Here is an 18,963-nt window from a genome sequence, read left to right as displayed (position 1 = left end):
CATCGACGCCTCGGCCGCGCGGGCGCGGCCGACCACCCTCGTGCGGGCCCTCGCCGGTGCGGGACCCGACCGGCCCGGATTCCGCGTGCACCTCGACGTCCGCCACAGGGGAGCGCCGCGCCGTCCGCACCTTCTCGGCGCCAGGCGTGGGATTTTTTGCGACGCGCGGGTGAGCCCGGCCTGTCATATGCCGGACGCGCAGTCCCGCGGGGCACCCATACGAGGCGGCGGCGCCACTGGGCGCCGCCCCGTCGCGGCCGTACCGGGCCGCCCGTACGAGGGAGTCCCCCGCCTCATGATCCGCCCGATAGCGCTTGCCGCCGCCGCCGTCCTGGCGGCGGGCGCCTCCGTGATATCCGCAGCACCCAGTTCCTCCGGCCCCCGCGTCGAACAGGTCCGGGCCGCCGACCTCGGGCCGGGTGGGCCCTGGTTCCGGCTCCAGGACCAGCCGGGCAACGGCGACCGCACCCCCGGGATCCAGGAGGTCTCGCCCTTCGCGGACCCCGTCCGCTTCAACGGCAGCCTGCACCTCGCCATCACCGGCGACCAGCAGTCCCAGGCCGCGCACCCCTTCCCCGCGCGGGTCCCGCTCGCCACGATCGCGGCCTCGGAGCTGTCGTACGACTCCTTCGTCACCACCGGCAGCGTCACCGGCACCGCCGCCAACCTCCAGCTCCCCATGATCTGCGCGGGCAGCTTCACCACGCTCAGCTTCCAGCCCCAGCTCGCCACCGACAGCCAGGGCCGCCAGGGCGTCGTCCAGGGCGTCTGGCAGCACTTCGTCAACGGCCCCGCCTCGCTGTGGCGGACCTCGCGGCAGGCCGGGACGATCCCCGCCCAGGCCGACCGCACCCTCGCCGAGTACATCGCCGCCTGCACCGCGGCCGGCGACGGCGTCGACGGGGTCATCGCCAACGCGGGCCGGCTGGGCCAGCCCAACGCGGGGCTCACGCTCGACACGTACGTCGACAACCTGACCGTCAACGGCACCACGTACGACTTCCTCGTCGACGGCCGTACCAACGCCCGCATCACCCTCGGCAACAGCACGCCGGGGCGGCCCTGCCACGCGGCCTCCGGGCAGATCGTCTTCACCGACCCGGCCGACGGTCCCGCGTACCGTTCCGTGGGCATCCGGCTGATCCTCGCCCGTACCCGCGGCGTCGACCCGGGCGACCTGACCGTCACCGTGGGCGGCGTCCCGGTCGTCCTGACCCCGGGGCCGGGCGGCACCCTCGTCGGCACCTACGCCCCGTCGCCCGCCGTCGACCTCGGTCCCGGCGGCACCTTCAGCGTCCCGATCACGGTGGCCTTCAACGACGGTCCCTACACCGTCGACGGCGCGGACACCGCCGAGACGGCGGGCGGCCCGGGTGGTCAGGGCGGCCCGGGCGGTCACGGTCACCGGGGCGGCACGCTGACGCTCACGGCCCAACTGCTCGCCCTCGGCTACGAACCCCTGCAGTTCACCGGGGTCGCGGCCGTCACCACGCTCCGCGTCTGACGCCCCCCGGCCGGGACCAGGGCCCCCGCGGGCCCGGGTCCCGGCCGCGGCACCCCTACGCGGCCCGGAACTCGTGGACGACCTCGATCCGGCCCACGATGTGCCGGTTGAACTCAGGCAGTTCCTCCGCCGGCACCCACAGTTCGAGGATCGTCCGGCCGCCCACCTGGCGCACCGGGTAGCGGGCGGCGAACCCGGCCTCGACCTCGAAGCGCGTCACGTAACCGGCGCCGGAGGCGGGGACGTTCCAGTCTCGGGCGATGCGTACCGCGTAGTCCTCGTCGAGCACCGGGTAGAAGATCGGCTGCTCGGGCAGCCGCGGCGGCCACTCCCGCCACCCCGACGCCTCGACCAGGGCGAGTTCCTCCGGCCCGGTGGGGCGCCAGAGCGTCACGGTGTCCGTCATCGTCGTCCTCCTCGGTCGGTCCGGTCGTCCACCGTAGGGGCCGCCGGCGGCCCCGTCCCACCGGATTACGGCCGGGCATAGGATCGAAGGCACGGCATCGCGTGCCGGTCACCGGCCGGGTGAGGCATGGAGGTGCCCGTGAGAATGCCTTACGGAGGCATCCCACCGTGTCAGTCGAGTTGAACCACACCATCGTGCACGCCCCGGACAACCGGGAATCCGCCGACTTCCTCGCGCACATCCTCGGTCTGCGGGCCGGCGAGGAATGGGGCCCGTTCGTCCCGCTCCAGCTGAGCAACGGCGTCACCCTCGACTTCGCCACCGTCCCGGCGGAGACGATCGTCATGCAGCACTACGCCTTCCTGGTCCCCGAGACCGCCTTCGACGGCATCCTGAGCAGGATCCAGGAGGCCGGACTCACCTACTGGGCCGATCCGCACGGCAAGCGGCCCGGGGAGATCAACCACAACGACGGCGGCCGCGGCGTCTACTTCACGGACCCGGCGGGCCACGGCATGGAGGTCATCACCCGCCCCTACGGCAGCGGCGGCACCACCACCGGCGAGAGCTGAGCCGGCCGCGGGGAGGGTCCGCAAGGGCCCTCCCCGCCCCCGATCTTGATGGATCGTCAGGTACGCCCTTACCCTGCCGACAGCGCGCCTCGCGCCCGTCGAGGGGAGTGGTCGTCATGGCCGAGGACCCGTCCGGTACACCGTCCGACGACGAGATGCTCCAAGCCCTGGCGCGGCACCTCTCCGCGGCCGGCGGCGCGGTCCGGCCCGAAGCCTCCGCCGGGGCGGACCTCTCCTGGCACTCCGTGCTCGACTGCCGCATCCGCCGCACCACCGAGACCCGCAAGGAGACCGCCAGGACGGAGAAGGGCCGCAAGGACCTCTCCGCGCTCGCCACCTACACCCACCTCGCCGGCCACCGGCCCGGCCCGCCCGCCGAGCACGGCTCCCTGCGCCGGATCGAGCTGGTGCGCGAGGGGTCCGTACGCCACAACACCTGCGAGTGCGGCAACGGCGCATGGGTCTGCAAGCGGTGCGAGGGCCGCGGCCGGCTCCCCTGCGACCCGACGACGGCCTGCCCCGACTGCCGCGGACTGGAGTCCTGCGCCGAGTGCGACGGCACCGGCAGGCCGCGGCCGCGCACGAAGGACCGCGACCAGGGACGCGCCGCGCAGGCGACCGCGTCCCGCACCGTGCCCCGGCGCGTCCGCTGCGCCAAGTGCCGTCGTCCCGACGCCGCGTGCCCCACCTGCGCCGGGCGGGCCCGCACGAAGTGCCCGCAGTGCTCGGGGTCGGGCCTGGTCGACTGCCCGACGTGCAAGGGGGACGGCACCGTCGCGCACGAGGCGTGCGGGGGGAGCGGGGTCGTCACCACCTGGGTGGGCGGCGTCATCGAGCAGCGCAGCCACGAGGAGCTGGTGCGCCGGCCCCGCAGACGGCCGCCGTTCCCGGTCCGCCGGCGTACCGCCCGCCTGGGCCGGTGGCGCAAGGCCGTGCTGACCGGCGACGACCCGCTGCCCGGCGACCTCGACGCCGCGCACGCCGAGGCGCTCGCCCCGCACCTCGCCGTCCGCGCCGGAGAGGCCCACCGCAGGATCGTGCTGCGCCACTTGCCCCTCGCGCGCATCACCGTCCCCACCGACCCCGACCGCGTCCACTACGCGTTCCCGGGCGCCGACGGCATCGAGGTGCTGACGCTGCCCTCCCGTCGCCGGGTCGCGTACGGGCTCGTGGTCGCGGCGGCGGTCCTGGTGGTGGCCGTGCTGCTGCTGCTCGTCCTGCTGGTGTAGCCGGTCGCCCGGGGTACACGGGGGTACGACGAGGGCCCCGGCCTCGTCGGAGGCCGGGGCCCTCGTGCCGCCCGGGAGCGGCCGCGGAGCGCGGTGGATCAGGCGAGCACGGGCTCGCCGCCGATCTGGCAGGCCTGGCAGGGCGGCCGGCCGCAGGTGCACTGGGTGATCGCCTCGAGCACGCCGCGGTCGTGGTACAGGCACTCGTCGCGGCAGGTGTGGCGGGGGATGAACCCGCCCTCGATCTCGCCGGGCCAGGGCTCGTGGCCGTCACGGCAACGAGCGAAGCGCTCCGGGTCGGTCGCGTGCAGCTCGTGCATCGCGGACCGGGCCTCGTCCTCCAGCTCCCGTATGCGGGTCACCAGGGCCTTGAGCTCGGTGGCGAGGCCCTGGTAGCGCTCGGCACCGGTCCGCACGTGTGCGGCCCGCAGGGCCATGGCTGCGTTGCCCAGGAACCTTCCGGCGTCCTGGAGGTCGGTGACGTGGTGCATCTGAAGGCCGTTCACGCCACGGACCCACACGGCGTCCATGCTCACTTGTCCACCTCTCCGGCGTTCGCCTTGTTCCGTGCGAAGCGTTGTGTGCCGTCCGATGAGCGGGGCTTCATTGCCACTGCATTCACGGAAAAGGCCGATGCATATGAACGCTAAAGCCGCGAGTGGTGTCCGTCCAGGAAAAGAGCAGTGAACCGCCTCACAGCGGTCATACCGCCCGCATCGCCCCCGGCCCGTCGCGCACCCCCGTCCAACCCCTCGTCCCGGCGTCCGCGGGGCGGGAGGAGGGGCCCGGAGGCGTGCCCGGTCCCGGAATGCGGTCGCGCCCGCGATGCGGTATATACGCGCTCCGGACCCGGGCGACAAGGCGAGGCAAATGGAAATCCGGTGTTTCCCGGAGCACCGGAAAGGGAACTCCCGAACTGCCTTCCGGGGCACTCCGGGTGCCTTCGGCCTACCTTGACAACCACCTTGCGGAGGCGTCTCCTTGATATAGGGAATGTTCCCCCGGCGTGCGCTCAACGGGGTGTGCCGCAGACGTCGAGGTTGACGCGGGTGCGCCGATGACCGGAGGCGACTTCATGGCGACCTACGAATACCTTTGCAACGACTGCGGGCCTTTCGACGTCAGGCTGACGATCGGTTCCGCACCCGCGACGCACGACTGCCCCGCCTGCGCGGGCGAGTCCCGGCGGGTGTTCTCCTCGCCCTCCCTGGCCGTCACGCCGCACGGGCTCGCCGTCTCCCGGGAACGGGAGGAGAAGTCCCGTGAGATGCCGGAGGTCGTGTCCGCCCTGCCGCCGCGCGAGCGGCCGCAGCCGCGGCCCCATCCGGCGCTGGCCAGGCTGCCCAAGCCCTAGCGCGAGGGCGGTGATCGGCGAGTCGTAGCTGCTCAGGGGGGTCGAAGCCGGAGTACGGACCCCGCTCCCGCCGATGCGGGACGAGGTGGCGTGCCGGCGGCAATCCGTCCCCACGCGGACTTAGGAGGTGCGTCCCCGTGGCCAACGTGGGACTGCTCTTCGTCGGTGCGGTGCTGTTCATGAACGGCCTGCTGCTGCTGCAGAAGGTCGACCCCAAGTCGGCGGCGGTGTTCAACCTCTTCGTGGGTGCACTGCAGGTGCTGACCCCGACGTACCTCATCTTCACGGCCAACGGTGACCAGGACAAGATCCTGGCGGCGTCCGGGCTCTACCTCTTCGGATTCACCTACCTCTACGTGGGTATCGTCCTCCTCGCGGACATCGACAACATCTGCGTCGGCTGGTACTCCCTGTTCGTGGCGATTGTCGCCCTCGGGTACTCGTTCGTGAATTTCCATCTCTTCAAGGACTACCCGTTCGGTGTCATCTGGCTGTACTGGGCGTTCCTTTGGGCTTTGTTCTTCCTGGTGCTCGGTCTCGGGAAAACGGAGCTGAGCACTTATGTCGGCTGGGTGACGGCGATCGAGGGCTGGGTCACCGGTGTGATCCCCGCGGCGCTGCTGCTGTCCGGCTACTGGAAGCACACCACCGAGATCGCCATCGCCCTGGGTGCCTTCGGCGTGGTCGTGTTCGCGGCGTTGTGGCCGCTCACCAGGAAATCGCGGGAACAGGCCCGGGCCGCCGCGTCGTCCGGCTCGCCGGGTTAGGCGCGGGTCCGGCCGGCCCCGGCGCCCCCGAGGCACGGGACCACCGTCCTGACCGGATCAGAAAAGAGAGGCTGTCATGCCCGAAGTAGTTTTCAGCGTGGACCAGACCAAGTCGATGCGCGATCAGGACACCCCAGGACACAACAGGTGGCACCCTGACGTTCCCGTCGCCGCCATGGTGAAGCCCGGAGCCGAGTTCCGGATGGAGTGCCGGGACTGGACCGACTGCCAGATCGGCAACAACGACTCCGCCGACGACGTCCGCGACATCGACCTCACCATCCCCCACATGCTCAGCGGCCCGATCGGCGTGGAGGGCGCGGAACCCGGCGACCTGCTGGTCGTCGACATCCTCGACCTCGGCCCCGTACCCCAGCAGGCCGGGGACGCCGCGGGTCAGGGCTGGGGCTACACCGGCATCTTCGCCAAGGCCAACGGCGGAGGCTTCCTGACCGACTACTTCCCCGACGCCTACAAGGCGGTGTGGGACTTCCACGGCCAGCAGGCGGTCTCCCGCCACCTGCCCGGGATCCGCTTCACCGGCATCACCCACCCGGGACTGTTCGGGACCGCCCCCTCCGCCGAGCTGCTGGGCCGGTGGAACGCCCGTGAGAAGGCGCTCATCGACACCGACCCCGACCGCGTCCCGCCGCTGGCCGTCCCCCCGGACTCCGCCAACGCGCTGGCCGGCACGGCCACCGGTGACCTCGCCGCGCGCATCGCGGCCGAGGGCGCCCGCACGGTGCCGGCCCGTGAGAACGGCGGCAACCACGACATCAAGAACTTCACGCGCGGCTCCCGGGTCTTCTACCCGGTGCTCGTGAAGGACGCCAAGCTCTCCGGCGGCGACCTGCACTTCAGCCAGGGCGACGGGGAGATCACCTTCTGCGGCGCCATCGAGATGGGCGGCTTCATCGACTTCCACGTCGACCTGATCAAGGGCGGCATGGAGAAGTACGGCATCTCGACCAACCCGGTGTTCATGCCCGGCAACGTGGAGCCGCGCTACTCGGACTTCCTCACCTTCATCGGGATCTCCGTCGACCACGACACGGACACCAACTACTACCTCGACGCCACGCTCGCCTACCGCCGCGCGTGCCTCAACGCCGTCGAGTACTTCAAGAAGTTCGGCTACAGCGGCGAGCAGGCGTACCTGCTGCTCGGGTCCTCCCCGATAGAGGGGCGCATCAGCGGCATCGTCGACATCCCCAACGCGTGCTGCTCCCTGTACGTGCCGACCGCCATGTTCGACTTCGACGTGCGGCCGTCGTCCGCCGGACCGACGCGGGCGGACCGCGGCCAGGCCGCGCTGACCTCCTGACCCTCCCGGTCGCCCGGCGCACCCGGGTCCCGGCCCGTCCCCGGGCCCGGGACCCGTCCGCGCCCGTCCGCGCCCGTGCCGTCGCGGCGGTCAGGCGCGGTAGATCGACTGGAGCCTGACCACCTCGCCGTCGCGGTCGAAGCTGACGTCGTAGCCCAGCCAGCCCCGCTCGTCGACGGGCTGGGCCCACCACCGGCGGATGAACTGGTCCTGGGAGTAGGCGTGGGGAAGGGCCACGTCACCCAGCGGGACCGACAGCAGGACCCGGCCCGCCGGAGCCATGCGCACCGTCGTGTAGGGGCCCTTGCCGGGGATCAGCTGCCACCCTTCGATCGGTCCGGTGAGGACTTCCCTGCGTGCGGCGCGCACGGAGAGGTACGTGTGCCCGCCTTCGATCCAGGCCCTCTCGACCTGCACGAACTGCTTGCTGCCCGCCCAGCGCGCGGGCGCCTGCGGCGACGGGGTGCCCGTGGGGCCGTCCGCCGGGCGCTCCGCCACGCCGGTCGTCCCGCCGTCCGCCGCCGGGGCCCCGGTGGAGCGCACGGGGGAGGGCGTGCCGGAGTCCTCGGCCCGGGGCGTCGCCGGGGGCGAGGCGGGGGCCGAACTCGGCGCCGGGACGGGCGAGGCGGAGGCTGCGGCGTCGGTGCGTCCGGTCGGCCCGCCGTCCGTCCCCTCCCCCGAACAGGCGCCGAGGGCGAGGGTGGTGAGGGTGGTGAGGGCGAGGGCGGCGAGCCGGGCGGTGGCGGCGCGGCGGTGCGCGAAGGGCGAGGCGAACACGGTGGGTCCCATCGGGTCGGGGTCGGGTACGGGCGGCGTGCACAGGCTCTACGCACCGGCCCGCCCCGCGGGTTACACCGGGAATGTCATGGACCGGTAACAACCTTCCGCCGCGCTAACCGGCCTCCCGCAGGGACGCCACCCGCCCCTCCGCGTCGTAGTCGATCTCGAACGTCCACCGCGGGCCGCCCGCGAGCCGGCCGACCAGCTGGCCCAGTTCGCGGTCGGCGGGGCGGCCGTCCGACAGGCGCAGCGTCTCGACCGGCGTGGTGCGCGGCAGCGTCAGCGTGTGCACGACGCCGGTGGGCACCGGCGGCCCGTCCCCGGTCGCCCGCAACTGCCGCACGGTGACCCGCACCATGTCGCCCTGGGCCACCGCGTCGTGGACCAGGCCCAGTTCGCCGGCGTACTCCTCGCCCGGCGCGGGGATCGGGCGGACGAAGGGGGAGGGCGGCGGCGACGGCGAGACCGCCGCCGGCCCGGGCACCCCGGTGGTCCCGGCCAGCGCGATGCCGCCGCCCAGCAGCGCGCAGGCGAGCACCGCCACGGCGCACGCCCGCACCGTACGGGCGCGGCGGCGGCGCCGTTCGCCACGGGCCCGCACCTGCTCCGCGGTCACCGGTACGGTCCGTCCCCGGCCGGATTCCGCGAGTTGGGCGAGGAGCCTGCCCAGTTCGGTCCCGTCAGCCACGCCTGCCCTCCGGAAGTCGTTCCGCCCCGGGGTCCGCCTCCGTGTGCGCCAGCAGCCGCGCGAGCGTCGCCCGCCCACGGCTGAGGTGCACCTTCACGGTGCCGACCGGGGAGCCGGTCTCGGCCGCCACCTGGTCCACCGGCAGATCGCACAGGTGGTGCAGGACCACGGCCCGCCGCTGCGCCTCCGGGAGCTGCCGCAACGCCTCGACGAGCACCACGTGGTGCGGCTCCGGCGGCGGCACGGCCGGGGGCGGTCCCTGCCGGCGGGCCAGCGTCAGCGCCGTGCGCACGCGTCGCCACCGGCTGACGGCCAGGCGCCACGCCACGGTGCGCACCCAGGCCTCGGGCGCACCGTGCAGGTCGAGTTCGGCCCGGTGCTCCCAGGCCCGGGCGAACGCCTCCTGCACCACGTCCTGGGACTCCGCGAGGTCGCCGGTCATCGCGTACAGCTGACCGACGAGGCGGCCGACGCTCGCGGCGTAGAACGCGTCGAACTCGGCCTCCCCCACCACACGCCCCACGGGCTCCTCGGGCAGTCGCATTCCTCATCCCCCGCCGGACGCGTGCGCCCGGCACACACGTGGTCAATGCCGCGGGACCATTCTGTGGCCCGGGGCGACCACGTCAAGCGGCCGGTCAGGCCGTCGTCGCGGCGCCCGCGGTGTGCCGGTCCACGTTGGCCGTGAGCCGGCGCAGCAGGTCCTGGGCGGTCGCGATCTCCTCGTGGGTCAGCCCCACGGCTTCGCCGATCGCCGGTGGGACATTGCGGATCCGCTCCCGCAGCGCGGTCCCCTCCGGGGTCAGCGCCACCTCCACCACCCGCTCGTCGTCCGCCCGGCGCTGCCGCTTGAGCAGGCCGTGCGCCTCCAGGCGCTTGATCAGCGGCGTGAGGGTCCCGTAGTCGAGGTGCAGCGCGGCCACCAGCTCCTTCACCGTCACGGTGCGGTGCTCCCAGAGCACGACCATGACCAGGTACTGGGGGTAGGTCAGGCCGACCGCGTCCAGCAGGGGGCGGTAGACGCCGGTGACGGCGCGCGAGGCGGCGTACAGCGTGAAGCAGAAGTGGTTGTCCAGCAGGAGCGAGGGCTCCGCCAGGTCGTCGTTCCCGGGTGCGCGGGTGTCGTCGTTCACGATTCCCTCCCCCTCCGTCGGTCGGTTGGTCGGTCGGTCCTCCGGCCCACATTGTCGCACCTTCCCCGTGAGCTATGTGCTCGCACCCGATTAGCTTGCGCACAACTTAAATGGACGCTAGGTTTCTCGTCATCGGCCGGAGCGGACGCCCCGGGACCGACCACCTGTCCGGCGCGCCTGCCGGGCGCCGTACGCCAAGGAGCCACCGTGAACCTCAAGTCCGTCCTCCGCCCCACCCGCAAGAGCGCCGCCGTCCTGGGCGCCGCCGCAGGTGTCGCGGCGCTCACGCTGGCGGCCACGGCACCGGCCAACGCCGCCAAGGCCGCGCACCACCCGCAGGAGAAGAAGCCCACGGTCGTCCTGGTGCACGGCGCCTTCGCGGACTCCTCCAGCTGGAACGGCGTGGTGACCCGCCTGAAGCACGCGGGCTACCCCGTCGTGGCCCCGGCCAACCCGCTGCGCGGCCTGGCGAGCGACGCGGCGTACGTCCACAGCTTCCTGGACAGCGTCAAGGGCCCGGTCGTGCTGGTCGGCCACTCCTACGGCGGCTCGGTGATCAGCGAGGCCGCCGCGGACTCCCCCAACGTCAAGGCGCTCGTCTACATAGCCGCCTTCGCCCCGGACAAGGGCGAGACCGTCACGCAGATCTCCGACAAGTTCCCCGGTGGCACCCTCGGCGAGACCCTCAACCCCGTGCCCTTCCCGCTCCCCGGCGGCGGCACCGGCACCGACCTCTACATCAAGGCCGACAAGTTCCGTGCCCAGTTCGCGGCCGACGTGCCGAAGACCGTCGCCGAGCAGATGGCCGCCACCCAGCGCCCCGTGGCCGCCTCGGTCTTCGACGAGAAGGCCGCCGGCGCCGCCTGGCGGACCATCCCGTCCTGGGACCTCGTCACCACCCAGGACAGGAACATCACCCTCGCCGCCCAGCGCTTCATGGCCAAGCGGGCGCACGCCCACACCGTGGAGATCAAGGCCTCCCACGCCGTCTCGGTCTCCCGCCCCGACGCGGTCACCCGCATCATCGAGCAGGCCGCCCGCTCCACCGTCCGCTGACCCTCCCCGCACGCCCCTTGCCCCGGCCCCTCACGGGCCGGGGCGTGCGGGCCTCCCGCCCGGTGCCGGATGATCACGCACACGACCGGACCACGCACCGAAGCGCTCGAGGCCCACGGGATCCCGAGGCCCCTCTGATCCGTGGCAGGCCCGGTTCCTACGCGTCGAAGTGCCAGTCGAGCACGTCTTCGAGCTGTTCGAGCCACGCGTCGACATCGGCCTTGCGGTGGGCGCCGACCTCACAGGTATAGGCGCCGTCGCGCAGGTAGACCTTCACCACGAGTTGCCTGCCGCGTCGGTGTGCCCCGTACTCGACGGCGGTGATCTCGGACCAGTTGAACTCGGCCGTGGTGTGGTCGAGCTGGAACGCGATCCCGTCGCTGTCCGCGGCGATGCTCGCCGCCCGGTCGGCGGCGACCATCGACGGCGCGTCGTCCTCCGGACCGGAGGGATCCGGGACGGGAGGCCGCCCCGTCGCCTCCGGTGGCCGCGGCGCGGAGACCGTTGCCGCGTAGGCCGTGGGGACACGGTCCGCCGAGGGCACGGCGGGCGGTACCGGGGGAACGGTCAGGAGGTCCAGGAACGCGGAGGGCGTCGGGCGCGCCGAGGGGGACTTGGCCAAACACGACGTCACGGCCTCGCGCAGGTCCGGTGGGATCACGGCGACGTCCGGGGGTTCGTGGACCGCGCGGTACATCAAGGACATCGGCGTTCCCTCGCCCCACGCGCTCCCGCCCGCCGCCGCGACCAGGACCACGCCGAGCGCGAACATGTCGGCGGCGCCCGTGACGTCCTCGCCCAGCGCCTGTTCGGGAGCCAGGTACCCGGGGGTGCCGAAGGCCGCTCCCGTCGCGGTCAGCCGGGTGGACTCCACGGCGCGGGCGATGCCGAAGTCCAGCACGCGGGGGCCGTCCTCGGCCATGACGATGTTCCCGGGCTTGAGGTCCCGGTGGACAAGACCGCAGGAATGGATGGCCTCGAGCGCCTCCGCGAGCGCGGCACCCAGGCTCCGCAGGTGCGGCTCGTCCAACGGGCCCCCGGTGGCGAGGAGTTCGGCGAGCGTGGGTCCGGGCACGTACGCGGTCGCCAGCCAGGGCGTCGCGCAGTCGGGGTCGGCGTCCACGACCGGGGCCGTGTGGAATCCGCCCACCGTACGGGCCGCCGCCACCTCCGCGCGGAACCGCTCACGGAAGGCGGGGTCGGATGCCAGTTCCGGCCTGGCGACCTTTACCGCCACCGCACGGCCACCGCGGGACCGCGCCAGGTAGACCGTGCCCATGCCGCCCTCGCCGAGCTTCTTCTCGACGGTGTACGTGCCTATGCGATCCACGCGGACAGTATGTCCGACAAGCGCTTGCAAGATCAGGGCCCAACCCGAAGGTGGCGAACCGGCCACAACTGCTCTTGACTGCAAGGTACTTTGTATCGCAAAGTTCGACTGGCCGGCCGGCTGGCGGCCCGCTTGCGAGCGCTCCGAAGCGCTCCTGAAGCGCGACCACAAGGGGGACACCATGGGGACGCCGTCACCGAGCAGCGCGGGATCCGAACCGAGGGCGCGTGCGGTCGGCCTGTTGGCGGCGACGGAAGACCTGCGGGTCAGGACCCGCGCGCAGATCAACGGCTCGCGGGTCGCCCTGCTCGGTTTCGGCCTGCTTGCCCTGGCGGTTGCCCCAATCGCCCGGTACGCCTTCAACTTCGGAGCCCACGGCCGCTACATCGGGTCGTATCCCGCCTTTGCCTACGCCGAGCTGAGTGGCCTGTGCGTCGTCCATCAACCAGGGGCCCCTTGTCTGAAGGGGGAGTTCGACGGGGCCGTCCTGCGCTTCACGGCCTGGGGCGTGTGGTTCTCGCTGCTCCCCTTGGCCTGGTTCGTCTTCGCGCGCTGGTACCGCCTGCGTGGTGAGGACCGCGGCGTCGTCCCCCGCCGCGGCGTGTGGATCCCCACGACCGCCGTGGCCACCGCAGTGATCACGACGGCCCTGATGGCCCTGTTGTTCGCCAGGAACCAGCCGTGGGAGGTCGAACTGCTGGAGAACAGCTACGCCTCCCCGTGGTACCTCGTCGGTTTCGGACTCCTCGCCCTCGGAATCGCCGAACGCAGTTGGTTCGCCGTAGCCGCCGGCACCTCTCACGCCCTGCTGCTCACCGGCTACCTCGGAGCCTCGTGGGGCAGCGGATGGCTCCCCTGGCAGCACCCCGCACACCCCGACTGGACCGACGGACCGCAGGCCAAAGCGCTCCTGCTCGCCGCCATCCTGCTCCTCGCCGGCCTGGCCGAGTGGGCTGCGGCCCGTCGTCGAGCGACGCCCGACGCCACTGATGCCGGTACGGTCGCACCATGAGTGTCGAGGACTCGACCGCTGGGTCGGATGAGCCGGAAGGCGTCCATCCGACCCAGTCGCTGGACGACACCGTCCACCAGCGTGTGCGCCTCGGCGTCCTCACCATCGCCCGAGAGGCCGATCGAGTCGAGTTCGGCTTCCTGAAGAAGCAGCTTGCCGTCACCGACGGAAACCTTTCCCGGCACCTGAAGGTGCTGGAGGACTCAGGTCTGATCACCGTGGAGAAGGGCTACGCCGGCCGGCGCCCCCGAACATGGATCGCTCTCACCCGCCAAGGCGCGCAGGCGCTGGACGCAGAACTTCGCGCCCTGCGTGCACTCGTCCTCCGCCTTGAATCCCCTCGTCTCACGCCCGGCCCACCCGGGACGTAATCAGGCCGACCTTGCCGGCGCGCGGCGGAGCGTGAGCGACGCCGGGGGTGCCTCAGCGCAGTGAGTGACGCCGGTAGCAAGAATCCGGCGCCCCGAAGGTGATCTCGTTCTCATCGAGCGCGTTGGCGATGGTCAGTTGGCCGTGGGGGAATCGGAAGCTGACAGCGACGCTGCCTTGGGCCATGTCCCTCCCGGCCCATTCGAGGAGCTCCGCGTCCTCAAGGACCTGGCCCTGGAGGGCCTGCGATTCGGGGCGCACGTCGTGGCGCCATTGGAGATCGAAGTCCGCCCACAGGAGCGGCTGGTGGGGATCGACCGTGTTCCATGTGAGGGAGAGGTCGTCGAACTTGTGGTGGTTGATCTCGACCTGTTCGCCGGCGAAGTCGAGCAGCACAGGGCAGTCGGGGAACCACTCGTTGTCTTGAACGTCCCAGACCAGCCAGACACGGGTCAGCCGCCGGCCGACCAGCGCACGCAGTTGCCGGCCGTGGCCTGCCACGACCGCGGAGCGGCCGCTGAGCCATTGAGGCCGGTAGCCCTCGATCCCGAAGTCGAACACGCCGGATCCTCTCAGAACCAGGCCGGCAGGCCACCCTGCCGGACTCCGGGGCGGTCCGGTACGCGGGTGCGGCTACCGGCGACGACACCACAGGCATCGGCGGCCGGGTACTCCCCGGGTGCGAGCATGCGCGTCGCGAGTACGAGTCGACCTCGTCCCTGACCGGCCGACGCACCATTGGCCTGCCGGACCCATCGATCAAGGAGCGCGAGAGGACCGCGAGCCGAAGGAGAGGCTTCGGCTCGGTGCGGCGGAACCCCTGTCCGGCACCAGTGGCGAACCGTCCGGCTGGACCAAACCGTAACCGGTGCCGTGACAGGCGTCGCCGGCGTCGGGGCCGTCCGGAACGGAGAACGTCGAAGGGCCCCACCGCGACCGGTGGGGCCCTTCGACAACGTGCCCGGTGAGGCACTGGCGGAGGATACGAGATTCGAACTCGTGAGGGGTTGCCCCCAACACGCTTTCCAAGCGTGCGCCCTAGGCCACTAGGCGAATCCTCCGCGGCAAACATTACTAGACCGGAGGGAGTGCTCGCGAACTCGTTCCCGGGTGATCCGATCATGTAGGCTGAGCGCAGCCCCTCACGTGGCGCTATCTCGCTGAAACCCCCCAGGGCCGGAAGGCAGCAAGGGTAGGTGGGCTCTGGCGGGTGCGTGGGGGGTCTTTTGCTGCCCCCGGGCCTGCGGGAACACGGGCCGGGGAGGCCGGGGGAGGGCCTCGGTGTGGGGCCCGTCACATGCGCGGGGCCCGGGTGTCGGTGGGGGCCGATATCGTCGTAGTCGTGTCCCTCGCTCTGTACCGCCGCTATCGTCCCGAGACCTTCGCCGAGGTCATCGGGCAGGAGCACGTCACGGACCCGCTGCAGCAGGCGCTGCGGAACAACCGGGTCAACCACGCGTACCTGTTCAGCGGGCCGCGCGGCTGTGGCAAGACGACCAGCGCCCGCATCCTGGCGCGCTGCCTGAACTGCGAGAAGGGCCCGACGCCGACGCCGTGCGGGGAGTGCCAGTCGTGCCGCGACCTGGCCCGCAACGGTCCGGGGTCGATCGACGTGATCGAGATCGACGCGGCGTCGCACGGCGGTGTGGACGACGCCCGTGACCTGCGGGAGAAGGCCTTCTTCGGGCCGGCGAGCAGTCGTTACAAGATCTACATCATCGACGAGGCGCACATGGTCACCTCGGCGGGCTTCAACGCCCTGCTGAAGGTGGTCGAGGAGCCCCCGGAGCACCTCAAGTTCATCTTCGCGACCACCGAGCCCGAGAAGGTCATCGGCACCATCCGGTCGCGCACCCACCACTACCCGTTCCGGCTGGTGCCGCCCGGCACGCTGCGCGACTACCTGGCGGAGGTCTGCGAGCGGGAGGCGATCCCGGTCGAGGCCGGGGTGTACCCGATGGTGGTCCGGGCCGGGGCCGGCTCGGTGCGTGACTCGATGTCCGTGATGGACCAGTTGCTCGCCGGTGCCGGCGAGGCCGGTGTGACGTACGCCATGGCGACCTCGCTGCTGGGTTACACCGACGGCACGCTGCTCGACGACGTCGTGGACGCCTTCGCCGCCGGTGACGGCGCGGCGGCGTTCGAGGTCGTGGACCGGGTGATCGAGGGCGGCCACGACCCGCGCCGCTTCGTGGCCGACCTGCTGGAGCGCCTGCGGGACCTGGTGATCCTCGCGGCGGTGCCGGACGCGGTGGAGAAGGGCCTGATCGACGCCCCCGCCGACGTCGTGGAGCGGATGCGGGCCCAGGCCGGGGTGTTCGGCGCGGCGGAACTGAGCCGCGCCGCGGATTTGGTCAACGCCGGGCTCACGGAGATGCGCGGGGCGACCTCGCCGCGTCTGCAACTGGAGTTGATCTGCGCCCGCGTGCTGCTTCCGGCGGCCTACGACGACGAGCGGTCGCTGCAGGCCCGCCTGGACCGGCTGGAACGCCGTGCGTCCGCCGGTGGTTTCGCGGCGCCCGCGGGCGGCCCGGCGGTCCCGGTCGTGGAGTTCGGGGAGCCGCTCCCGCCCGGCGGCGGCCCCGCCGCGGCGCGCGCGGCGATGGGCGGCCCGGCCCGGCCCGTCGAAGCCGCGCCCGCGCCCACCCCGGCACCCGCCGCGTTCACCGCGCCCCCGGCCCCCGCACCCGCGCCGGCCCCCGCCGCCGCCCCGGAGCCCACTCCCGCGCCCCCGCCCGCTCAGCCCCCCGCCGCGCAGCGTCCCGGCGCCTGGCCGACCGCCACCGCACCCGGCGGCGGGCAGCGTCCCGGCGCCTGGCCCACCGCGGCATCGGCGGCGGCCCCGGAGCCCGCCCCCGCCGCCACGCCCGCGCAGGCCCCCGCCCCGGCACCGACCGCACCCGCCGCATCCGCCGCGCCCATTGCGCAGCCCATCGGCGACGCCTCGCGCGTCCACCAGATGTGGCCGACCGTCCTCGAGGCGGTCAAGCGGCTGCGGAAGGTGACCTGGATACTGCTCGACCAGAACGCCCGGCTCGTCGGCTTCGACGGGTCGACGCTGCAGATCGGCTTCGACAACCCCGGCGCCCGCGACAGCTTCGCCAACCGCGGCCACGAGGAGGTGCTCAAGCAGGCGATCAGCGAGGCCCTGGGCGTCCAGTGGCGCATCGAGGCGATCGTCAGCCCGGGCGGCGGCCCTGGCAGCTCCGGAGGCGGCTCCGGCCCGGCGGGACCGGGCGGGGGCTCCGGTGGGTCCCGTCCCGCCCCCGCCTCCCCGGCACCGTCCGCGCACCAGCAGCAGCCGCACCAGCAGCCGCAGCAATCGAACCAGCAGTCCCAGAACCCGGGGCCGTCCCCGGCACCGCCGCCGGGCGCCGCGGCGGCGGCCCGTGCCGCGGTCAACGCGGCGCCGGCGGCCTCCGCGTACCCGCCCGTCGCCGACGAGCCCCCGCCCGTCGAGTACGACATGCCCGAGGACGACGACCCGGACCTGGACGAGACGGCGCTCAGCGGCCACGACCTCATCGTCCGCGAGCTGGGTGCCACCCTGATCGAGGAGATCGCCAACGAGTAGCGGCGGCGGCCCCGTTCCTCCTGTGGGGAACGGCACGGCCGGGGCGGAACGGGCGACGCGCGCCGCTCGTTCCCTCGTACGGGTAGCGCGAGCGGGCGCCCGAGCACGTAGGCTCGCCCTACCCGCACAACCGACGTCGTGAGGCAGGAGCGAGACCGTGATCCCCGGTGGTGGTCAGCCGAACATGCAGCAGCTGCTCAAGCAGGCACAGAAGATGCAGCAGGACCTCGCGGCGGCCCAGCAGGAGCTCGCCGAGACCGAGATCGAGGGTACGGCCGGCGGTGGCCTGGTGAAGGCGACCGTGACCGGAGCCGGCGAGCTGCGGGGTCTGGTCATCGACCCCGCGGCGGTCGATCCTGAGGACACGGAGACGCTGGCCGACCTGGTCGTCGCCGCCGTGCACAACGCCACCGCGAGCGCGCAGGAGCTGCAGCAGAACAAGCTCGGCCCGCTCGCCCAGGGGCTCGGGGGCATCCCCGGCCTTCCTTTCTAGTTCCGGCGGGGAAGAGGGCACAGCGTGTACGAGGGCGTGGTTCAGGACCTGATCGACGAGCTGGGCAGGCTGCCCGGCGTGGGTCCCAAGAGCGCGCAGCGGATCGCCTTCCACATCCTCCAGGCCGATCCCGCGGACGTCCGACGGCTCGCGAACGCCCTCGGCGAGGTGAAGGCCAAGGTCCGGTTCTGCGCGGTCTGCGGCAACGTCGCGGAGGCCGAGCAGTGCCGGGTCTGCCGTGACCCGCGCCGCGACCCGGCCGTCATCTGCGTGGTCGAGGAGCCCAAGGACGTGGTGGCGATCGAGCGGACCCGCGAGTTCCGCGGCCGCTACCACGTGCTCGGCGGCGCGATCAGCCCGATCGAGGGGGTCGGCCCGGACGACCTGCGCATACGGGAGCTGCTGGCGCGGCTCGCGGACGGCACGGTCACCGAGCTGATCCTGGCCACCGACCCCAACCTCGAGGGGGAGGCGACGGCCACGTATCTCGCACGCATGGTCAAACCGATGGGACTGAAGGTCACCCGTCTCGCGAGCGGCCTGCCGGTCGGCGGCGACTTGGAGTACGCCGACGAGGTCACGCTCGGCCGGGCCTTTGAAGGAAGGCGGCTGCTTGATGTCTGACAACGCCCTGGACCCCGACGACTTCGCCTCCTCGATCGCGGACCAGATCGAGAGCTTCATCCTGTCGGTGCGGGAGGTCGCAAAGGGCGACGACCCCGACAGCGCGGTGCCCTACCTGCTGCTGGAGGTCTCCCAGCTGCTGCTCGCCGGCGGCCGTCTCGGGGCGCACGAGGACATCGTCCCGGAGGAGCGCTACGAGCCCGACATCGGCCCGGAGCCCGACGCCGACGAGTTGCGCCAGCGGCTCGCGGTGCTGCTGGAGCCGATCGACGTCTACTCCGAGGTCTTCGACCCGTACGTGCCGCGCAGCACGCCGGTGGCCTGCCGGATCTCCGACGACCTCGCGGACGTGGTGACGGACCTCGCGCACGGCCTGGCGCACTTCCGTGAGGGCCGGGTCAGCGAGGCGCTGTGGTGGTGGCAGTTCTCCTACCTGTCCAACTGGGGGCCGACGGCCTCGGCCTCGCTGCGGGCCCTGCAGTCCCTCGTGGCCCATGTGCGGCTGGACAGCCCGCTGGACGCGCTGGACGGCCTGGACACCGACCACGGCGCGGACGACGAGGAGAAGCTCGCCGCCGAGGCCGGCCGGGTGATGGCCGCCGAGATCGCCAGGCCCCTGGGGCTGCGCCCCAGCCGCTGAAACCGGACCCGTACCCGGACCCGGACCCGAACCGGGACCCGTACCCGTACGCCACCGCGCCCGTCCCCTCCCGGGGGCGGGCGCGTGGTCGTCCGGGGATGCGGCGCC

21 protein-coding genes, 1 tRNA gene and 1 other RNA gene are annotated in these 18,963 nt (G+C 72.6%); 14 read left to right on the top strand and 9 right to left on the bottom strand.

The genetic code is table 11. The annotated features are described in order from the left end of the window. The first annotated feature begins 295 nt into the window (after positions 1-295). Complete coding sequence (locus tag ACFZAU_RS09270; protein WP_500551663.1) at positions 296-1,504, top strand: hypothetical protein; 1,209 nt, start codon at positions 296-298, stop codon at positions 1,502-1,504. A gap of 55 nt (positions 1,505-1,559) precedes the next feature. Here ACFZAU_RS09270 and ACFZAU_RS09265 read toward each other — a convergent pair whose 3' ends face one another. Next, on the bottom strand, positions 1,560-1,910 hold the full coding sequence (locus tag ACFZAU_RS09265; RefSeq protein ID WP_499604873.1) for a hypothetical protein: 351 nt from the start codon (positions 1,908-1,910) through the stop codon (positions 1,560-1,562). A gap of 167 nt (positions 1,911-2,077) precedes the next feature. On the opposite strand from ACFZAU_RS09265, the gene ACFZAU_RS09260 reads away from it, so the two are divergent. Both ACFZAU_RS09260 and ACFZAU_RS09255 read left to right on the top strand, forming a co-directional pair. Next, on the top strand, positions 2,078-2,482 hold the full coding sequence (locus tag ACFZAU_RS09260; protein WP_499604875.1) for a VOC family protein: 405 nt from the start codon (positions 2,078-2,080) through the stop codon (positions 2,480-2,482). 116 nt (positions 2,483-2,598) lie between these two features. Continuing rightward, complete coding sequence (locus ACFZAU_RS09255; protein ID WP_500551662.1) at positions 2,599-3,711, top strand: hypothetical protein; 1,113 nt, start codon at positions 2,599-2,601, stop codon at positions 3,709-3,711. Positions 3,712-3,809: 98 nt separating this feature from the next. On the opposite strand, the gene ACFZAU_RS09250 is transcribed toward ACFZAU_RS09255, so the two are convergent. Continuing rightward, a complete protein-coding gene (locus ACFZAU_RS09250; RefSeq protein ID WP_500552070.1) occupies positions 3,810-4,241 on the bottom strand; it encodes a hypothetical protein in 432 nt (143 codons plus the stop codon). 545 nt (positions 4,242-4,786) lie between these two features. On the opposite strand from ACFZAU_RS09250, the gene ACFZAU_RS09245 reads away from it, so the two are divergent. The 3 genes from ACFZAU_RS09245 to fmdA all read left to right on the top strand — a co-directional run bounded on the left by ACFZAU_RS09245 (position 4,787) and on the right by fmdA (position 7,156). Next, on the top strand, positions 4,787-5,065 hold the full coding sequence (locus ACFZAU_RS09245) for an FmdB family zinc ribbon protein (protein ID WP_500551661.1): 279 nt from the start codon (positions 4,787-4,789) through the stop codon (positions 5,063-5,065). 137 nt (positions 5,066-5,202) lie between these two features. Next, entirely contained in the window at positions 5,203-5,832 is a 630-nt protein-coding gene (locus ACFZAU_RS09240) for an AmiS/UreI family transporter (protein WP_500551660.1), read from the top strand. 76 nt (positions 5,833-5,908) lie between these two features. Continuing rightward, on the top strand, positions 5,909-7,156 hold the full coding sequence (fmdA, locus tag ACFZAU_RS09235) for a formamidase (protein ID WP_500551659.1): 1,248 nt from the start codon (positions 5,909-5,911) through the stop codon (positions 7,154-7,156). A gap of 90 nt (positions 7,157-7,246) precedes the next feature. On the opposite strand, the gene ACFZAU_RS09230 is transcribed toward fmdA, so the two are convergent. The 4 genes from ACFZAU_RS09230 to ACFZAU_RS09215 form a co-directional block, all read right to left on the bottom strand. Then, positions 7,247-7,945, bottom strand: coding sequence for a hypothetical protein (locus ACFZAU_RS09230; RefSeq protein ID WP_500551658.1), 699 nt, complete (start codon positions 7,943-7,945; stop codon positions 7,247-7,249). Positions 7,946-8,048: 103 nt separating this feature from the next. Next, complete coding sequence (locus tag ACFZAU_RS09225; RefSeq protein ID WP_500551657.1) at positions 8,049-8,624, bottom strand: hypothetical protein; 576 nt, start codon at positions 8,622-8,624, stop codon at positions 8,049-8,051. Next, complete coding sequence (locus tag ACFZAU_RS09220; RefSeq protein ID WP_500551656.1) at positions 8,617-9,168, bottom strand: SigE family RNA polymerase sigma factor; 552 nt, start codon at positions 9,166-9,168, stop codon at positions 8,617-8,619. The genes ACFZAU_RS09225 and ACFZAU_RS09220 overlap by 8 nt, the downstream gene beginning before the upstream one ends. 94 nt (positions 9,169-9,262) lie before the next feature. Continuing rightward, positions 9,263-9,760, bottom strand: a complete 498-nt coding sequence (locus tag ACFZAU_RS09215) for a MarR family winged helix-turn-helix transcriptional regulator (RefSeq protein WP_500460929.1) — start codon at positions 9,758-9,760, stop codon at positions 9,263-9,265. 204 nt (positions 9,761-9,964) lie between these two features. Here ACFZAU_RS09215 and ACFZAU_RS09210 point away from each other — a divergent pair, with 204 nt between their 5' ends. Next, positions 9,965-10,813 carry an alpha/beta fold hydrolase gene (locus ACFZAU_RS09210; RefSeq protein WP_500551655.1) on the top strand — a complete coding sequence of 283 codons (849 nt, stop codon included), beginning with the start codon at positions 9,965-9,967 and terminating at the stop codon, positions 10,811-10,813. Positions 10,814-10,970: 157 nt separating this feature from the next. Here ACFZAU_RS09210 and ACFZAU_RS09205 read toward each other — a convergent pair whose 3' ends face one another. After that, a complete protein-coding gene (locus ACFZAU_RS09205) occupies positions 10,971-12,143 on the bottom strand; it encodes a serine/threonine-protein kinase (RefSeq protein WP_500551654.1) in 1,173 nt (390 codons plus the stop codon). A gap of 241 nt (positions 12,144-12,384) precedes the next feature. Between ACFZAU_RS09205 and ACFZAU_RS09200 the strand changes: the two genes are divergently transcribed. Both ACFZAU_RS09200 and ACFZAU_RS09195 read left to right on the top strand, forming a co-directional pair. Then, positions 12,385-13,155 carry a hypothetical protein gene (locus tag ACFZAU_RS09200; RefSeq protein WP_500551653.1) on the top strand — a complete coding sequence of 257 codons (771 nt, stop codon included), beginning with the start codon at positions 12,385-12,387 and terminating at the stop codon, positions 13,153-13,155. Continuing rightward, the gene (locus ACFZAU_RS09195; RefSeq protein ID WP_500551652.1) at positions 13,152-13,526 is read left to right on the top strand and encodes a winged helix-turn-helix domain-containing protein; all 375 of its coding nucleotides are present in this window, start codon (positions 13,152-13,154) and stop codon (positions 13,524-13,526) included. The genes ACFZAU_RS09200 and ACFZAU_RS09195 overlap by 4 nt, the downstream gene beginning before the upstream one ends. 52 nt (positions 13,527-13,578) lie before the next feature. Here ACFZAU_RS09195 and ACFZAU_RS09190 read toward each other — a convergent pair whose 3' ends face one another. Both ACFZAU_RS09190 and ACFZAU_RS09185 read right to left on the bottom strand, forming a co-directional pair. Then, positions 13,579-14,085 carry a hypothetical protein gene (locus ACFZAU_RS09190; protein WP_500551651.1) on the bottom strand — a complete coding sequence of 169 codons (507 nt, stop codon included), beginning with the start codon at positions 14,083-14,085 and terminating at the stop codon, positions 13,579-13,581. Between the two features lie 412 nt (positions 14,086-14,497). After that, positions 14,498-14,585 (bottom strand) — tRNA-Ser (locus ACFZAU_RS09185). 72 nt (positions 14,586-14,657) lie between these two features. Between ACFZAU_RS09185 and ffs the strand changes: the two genes are divergently transcribed. From ffs to ACFZAU_RS09160, 5 genes are all read left to right on the top strand, one after another. Then, positions 14,658-14,754: signal recognition particle sRNA small type (gene ffs, locus ACFZAU_RS09180), an RNA gene on the top strand. A gap of 67 nt (positions 14,755-14,821) precedes the next feature. After that, entirely contained in the window at positions 14,822-17,098 is a 2,277-nt protein-coding gene (locus ACFZAU_RS09175) for a DNA polymerase III subunit gamma and tau (protein ID WP_500551650.1), read from the top strand. A gap of 157 nt (positions 17,099-17,255) precedes the next feature. Continuing rightward, positions 17,256-17,591, top strand: coding sequence for a YbaB/EbfC family nucleoid-associated protein (locus tag ACFZAU_RS09170; RefSeq protein WP_499604916.1), 336 nt, complete (start codon positions 17,256-17,258; stop codon positions 17,589-17,591). A gap of 24 nt (positions 17,592-17,615) precedes the next feature. Next, the gene (gene recR, locus ACFZAU_RS09165; protein WP_499604917.1) at positions 17,616-18,215 is read left to right on the top strand and encodes a recombination mediator RecR; all 600 of its coding nucleotides are present in this window, start codon (positions 17,616-17,618) and stop codon (positions 18,213-18,215) included. Further along, positions 18,208-18,855 (top strand): DUF5063 domain-containing protein, encoded by a 648-nt coding sequence (locus ACFZAU_RS09160; RefSeq protein WP_499604919.1) that lies wholly within the window; start codon positions 18,208-18,210, stop codon positions 18,853-18,855. The genes recR and ACFZAU_RS09160 overlap by 8 nt, the downstream gene beginning before the upstream one ends. Positions 18,856-18,963 lie beyond the last annotated feature (108 nt).

This window comes from Streptomyces sp. NPDC008238 (assembly GCF_042956445.1).
Classification (GTDB): domain Bacteria; phylum Actinomycetota; class Actinomycetes; order Streptomycetales; family Streptomycetaceae; genus Actinacidiphila.
This window is presented reverse-complemented; position numbering and strand designations above follow the sequence as displayed.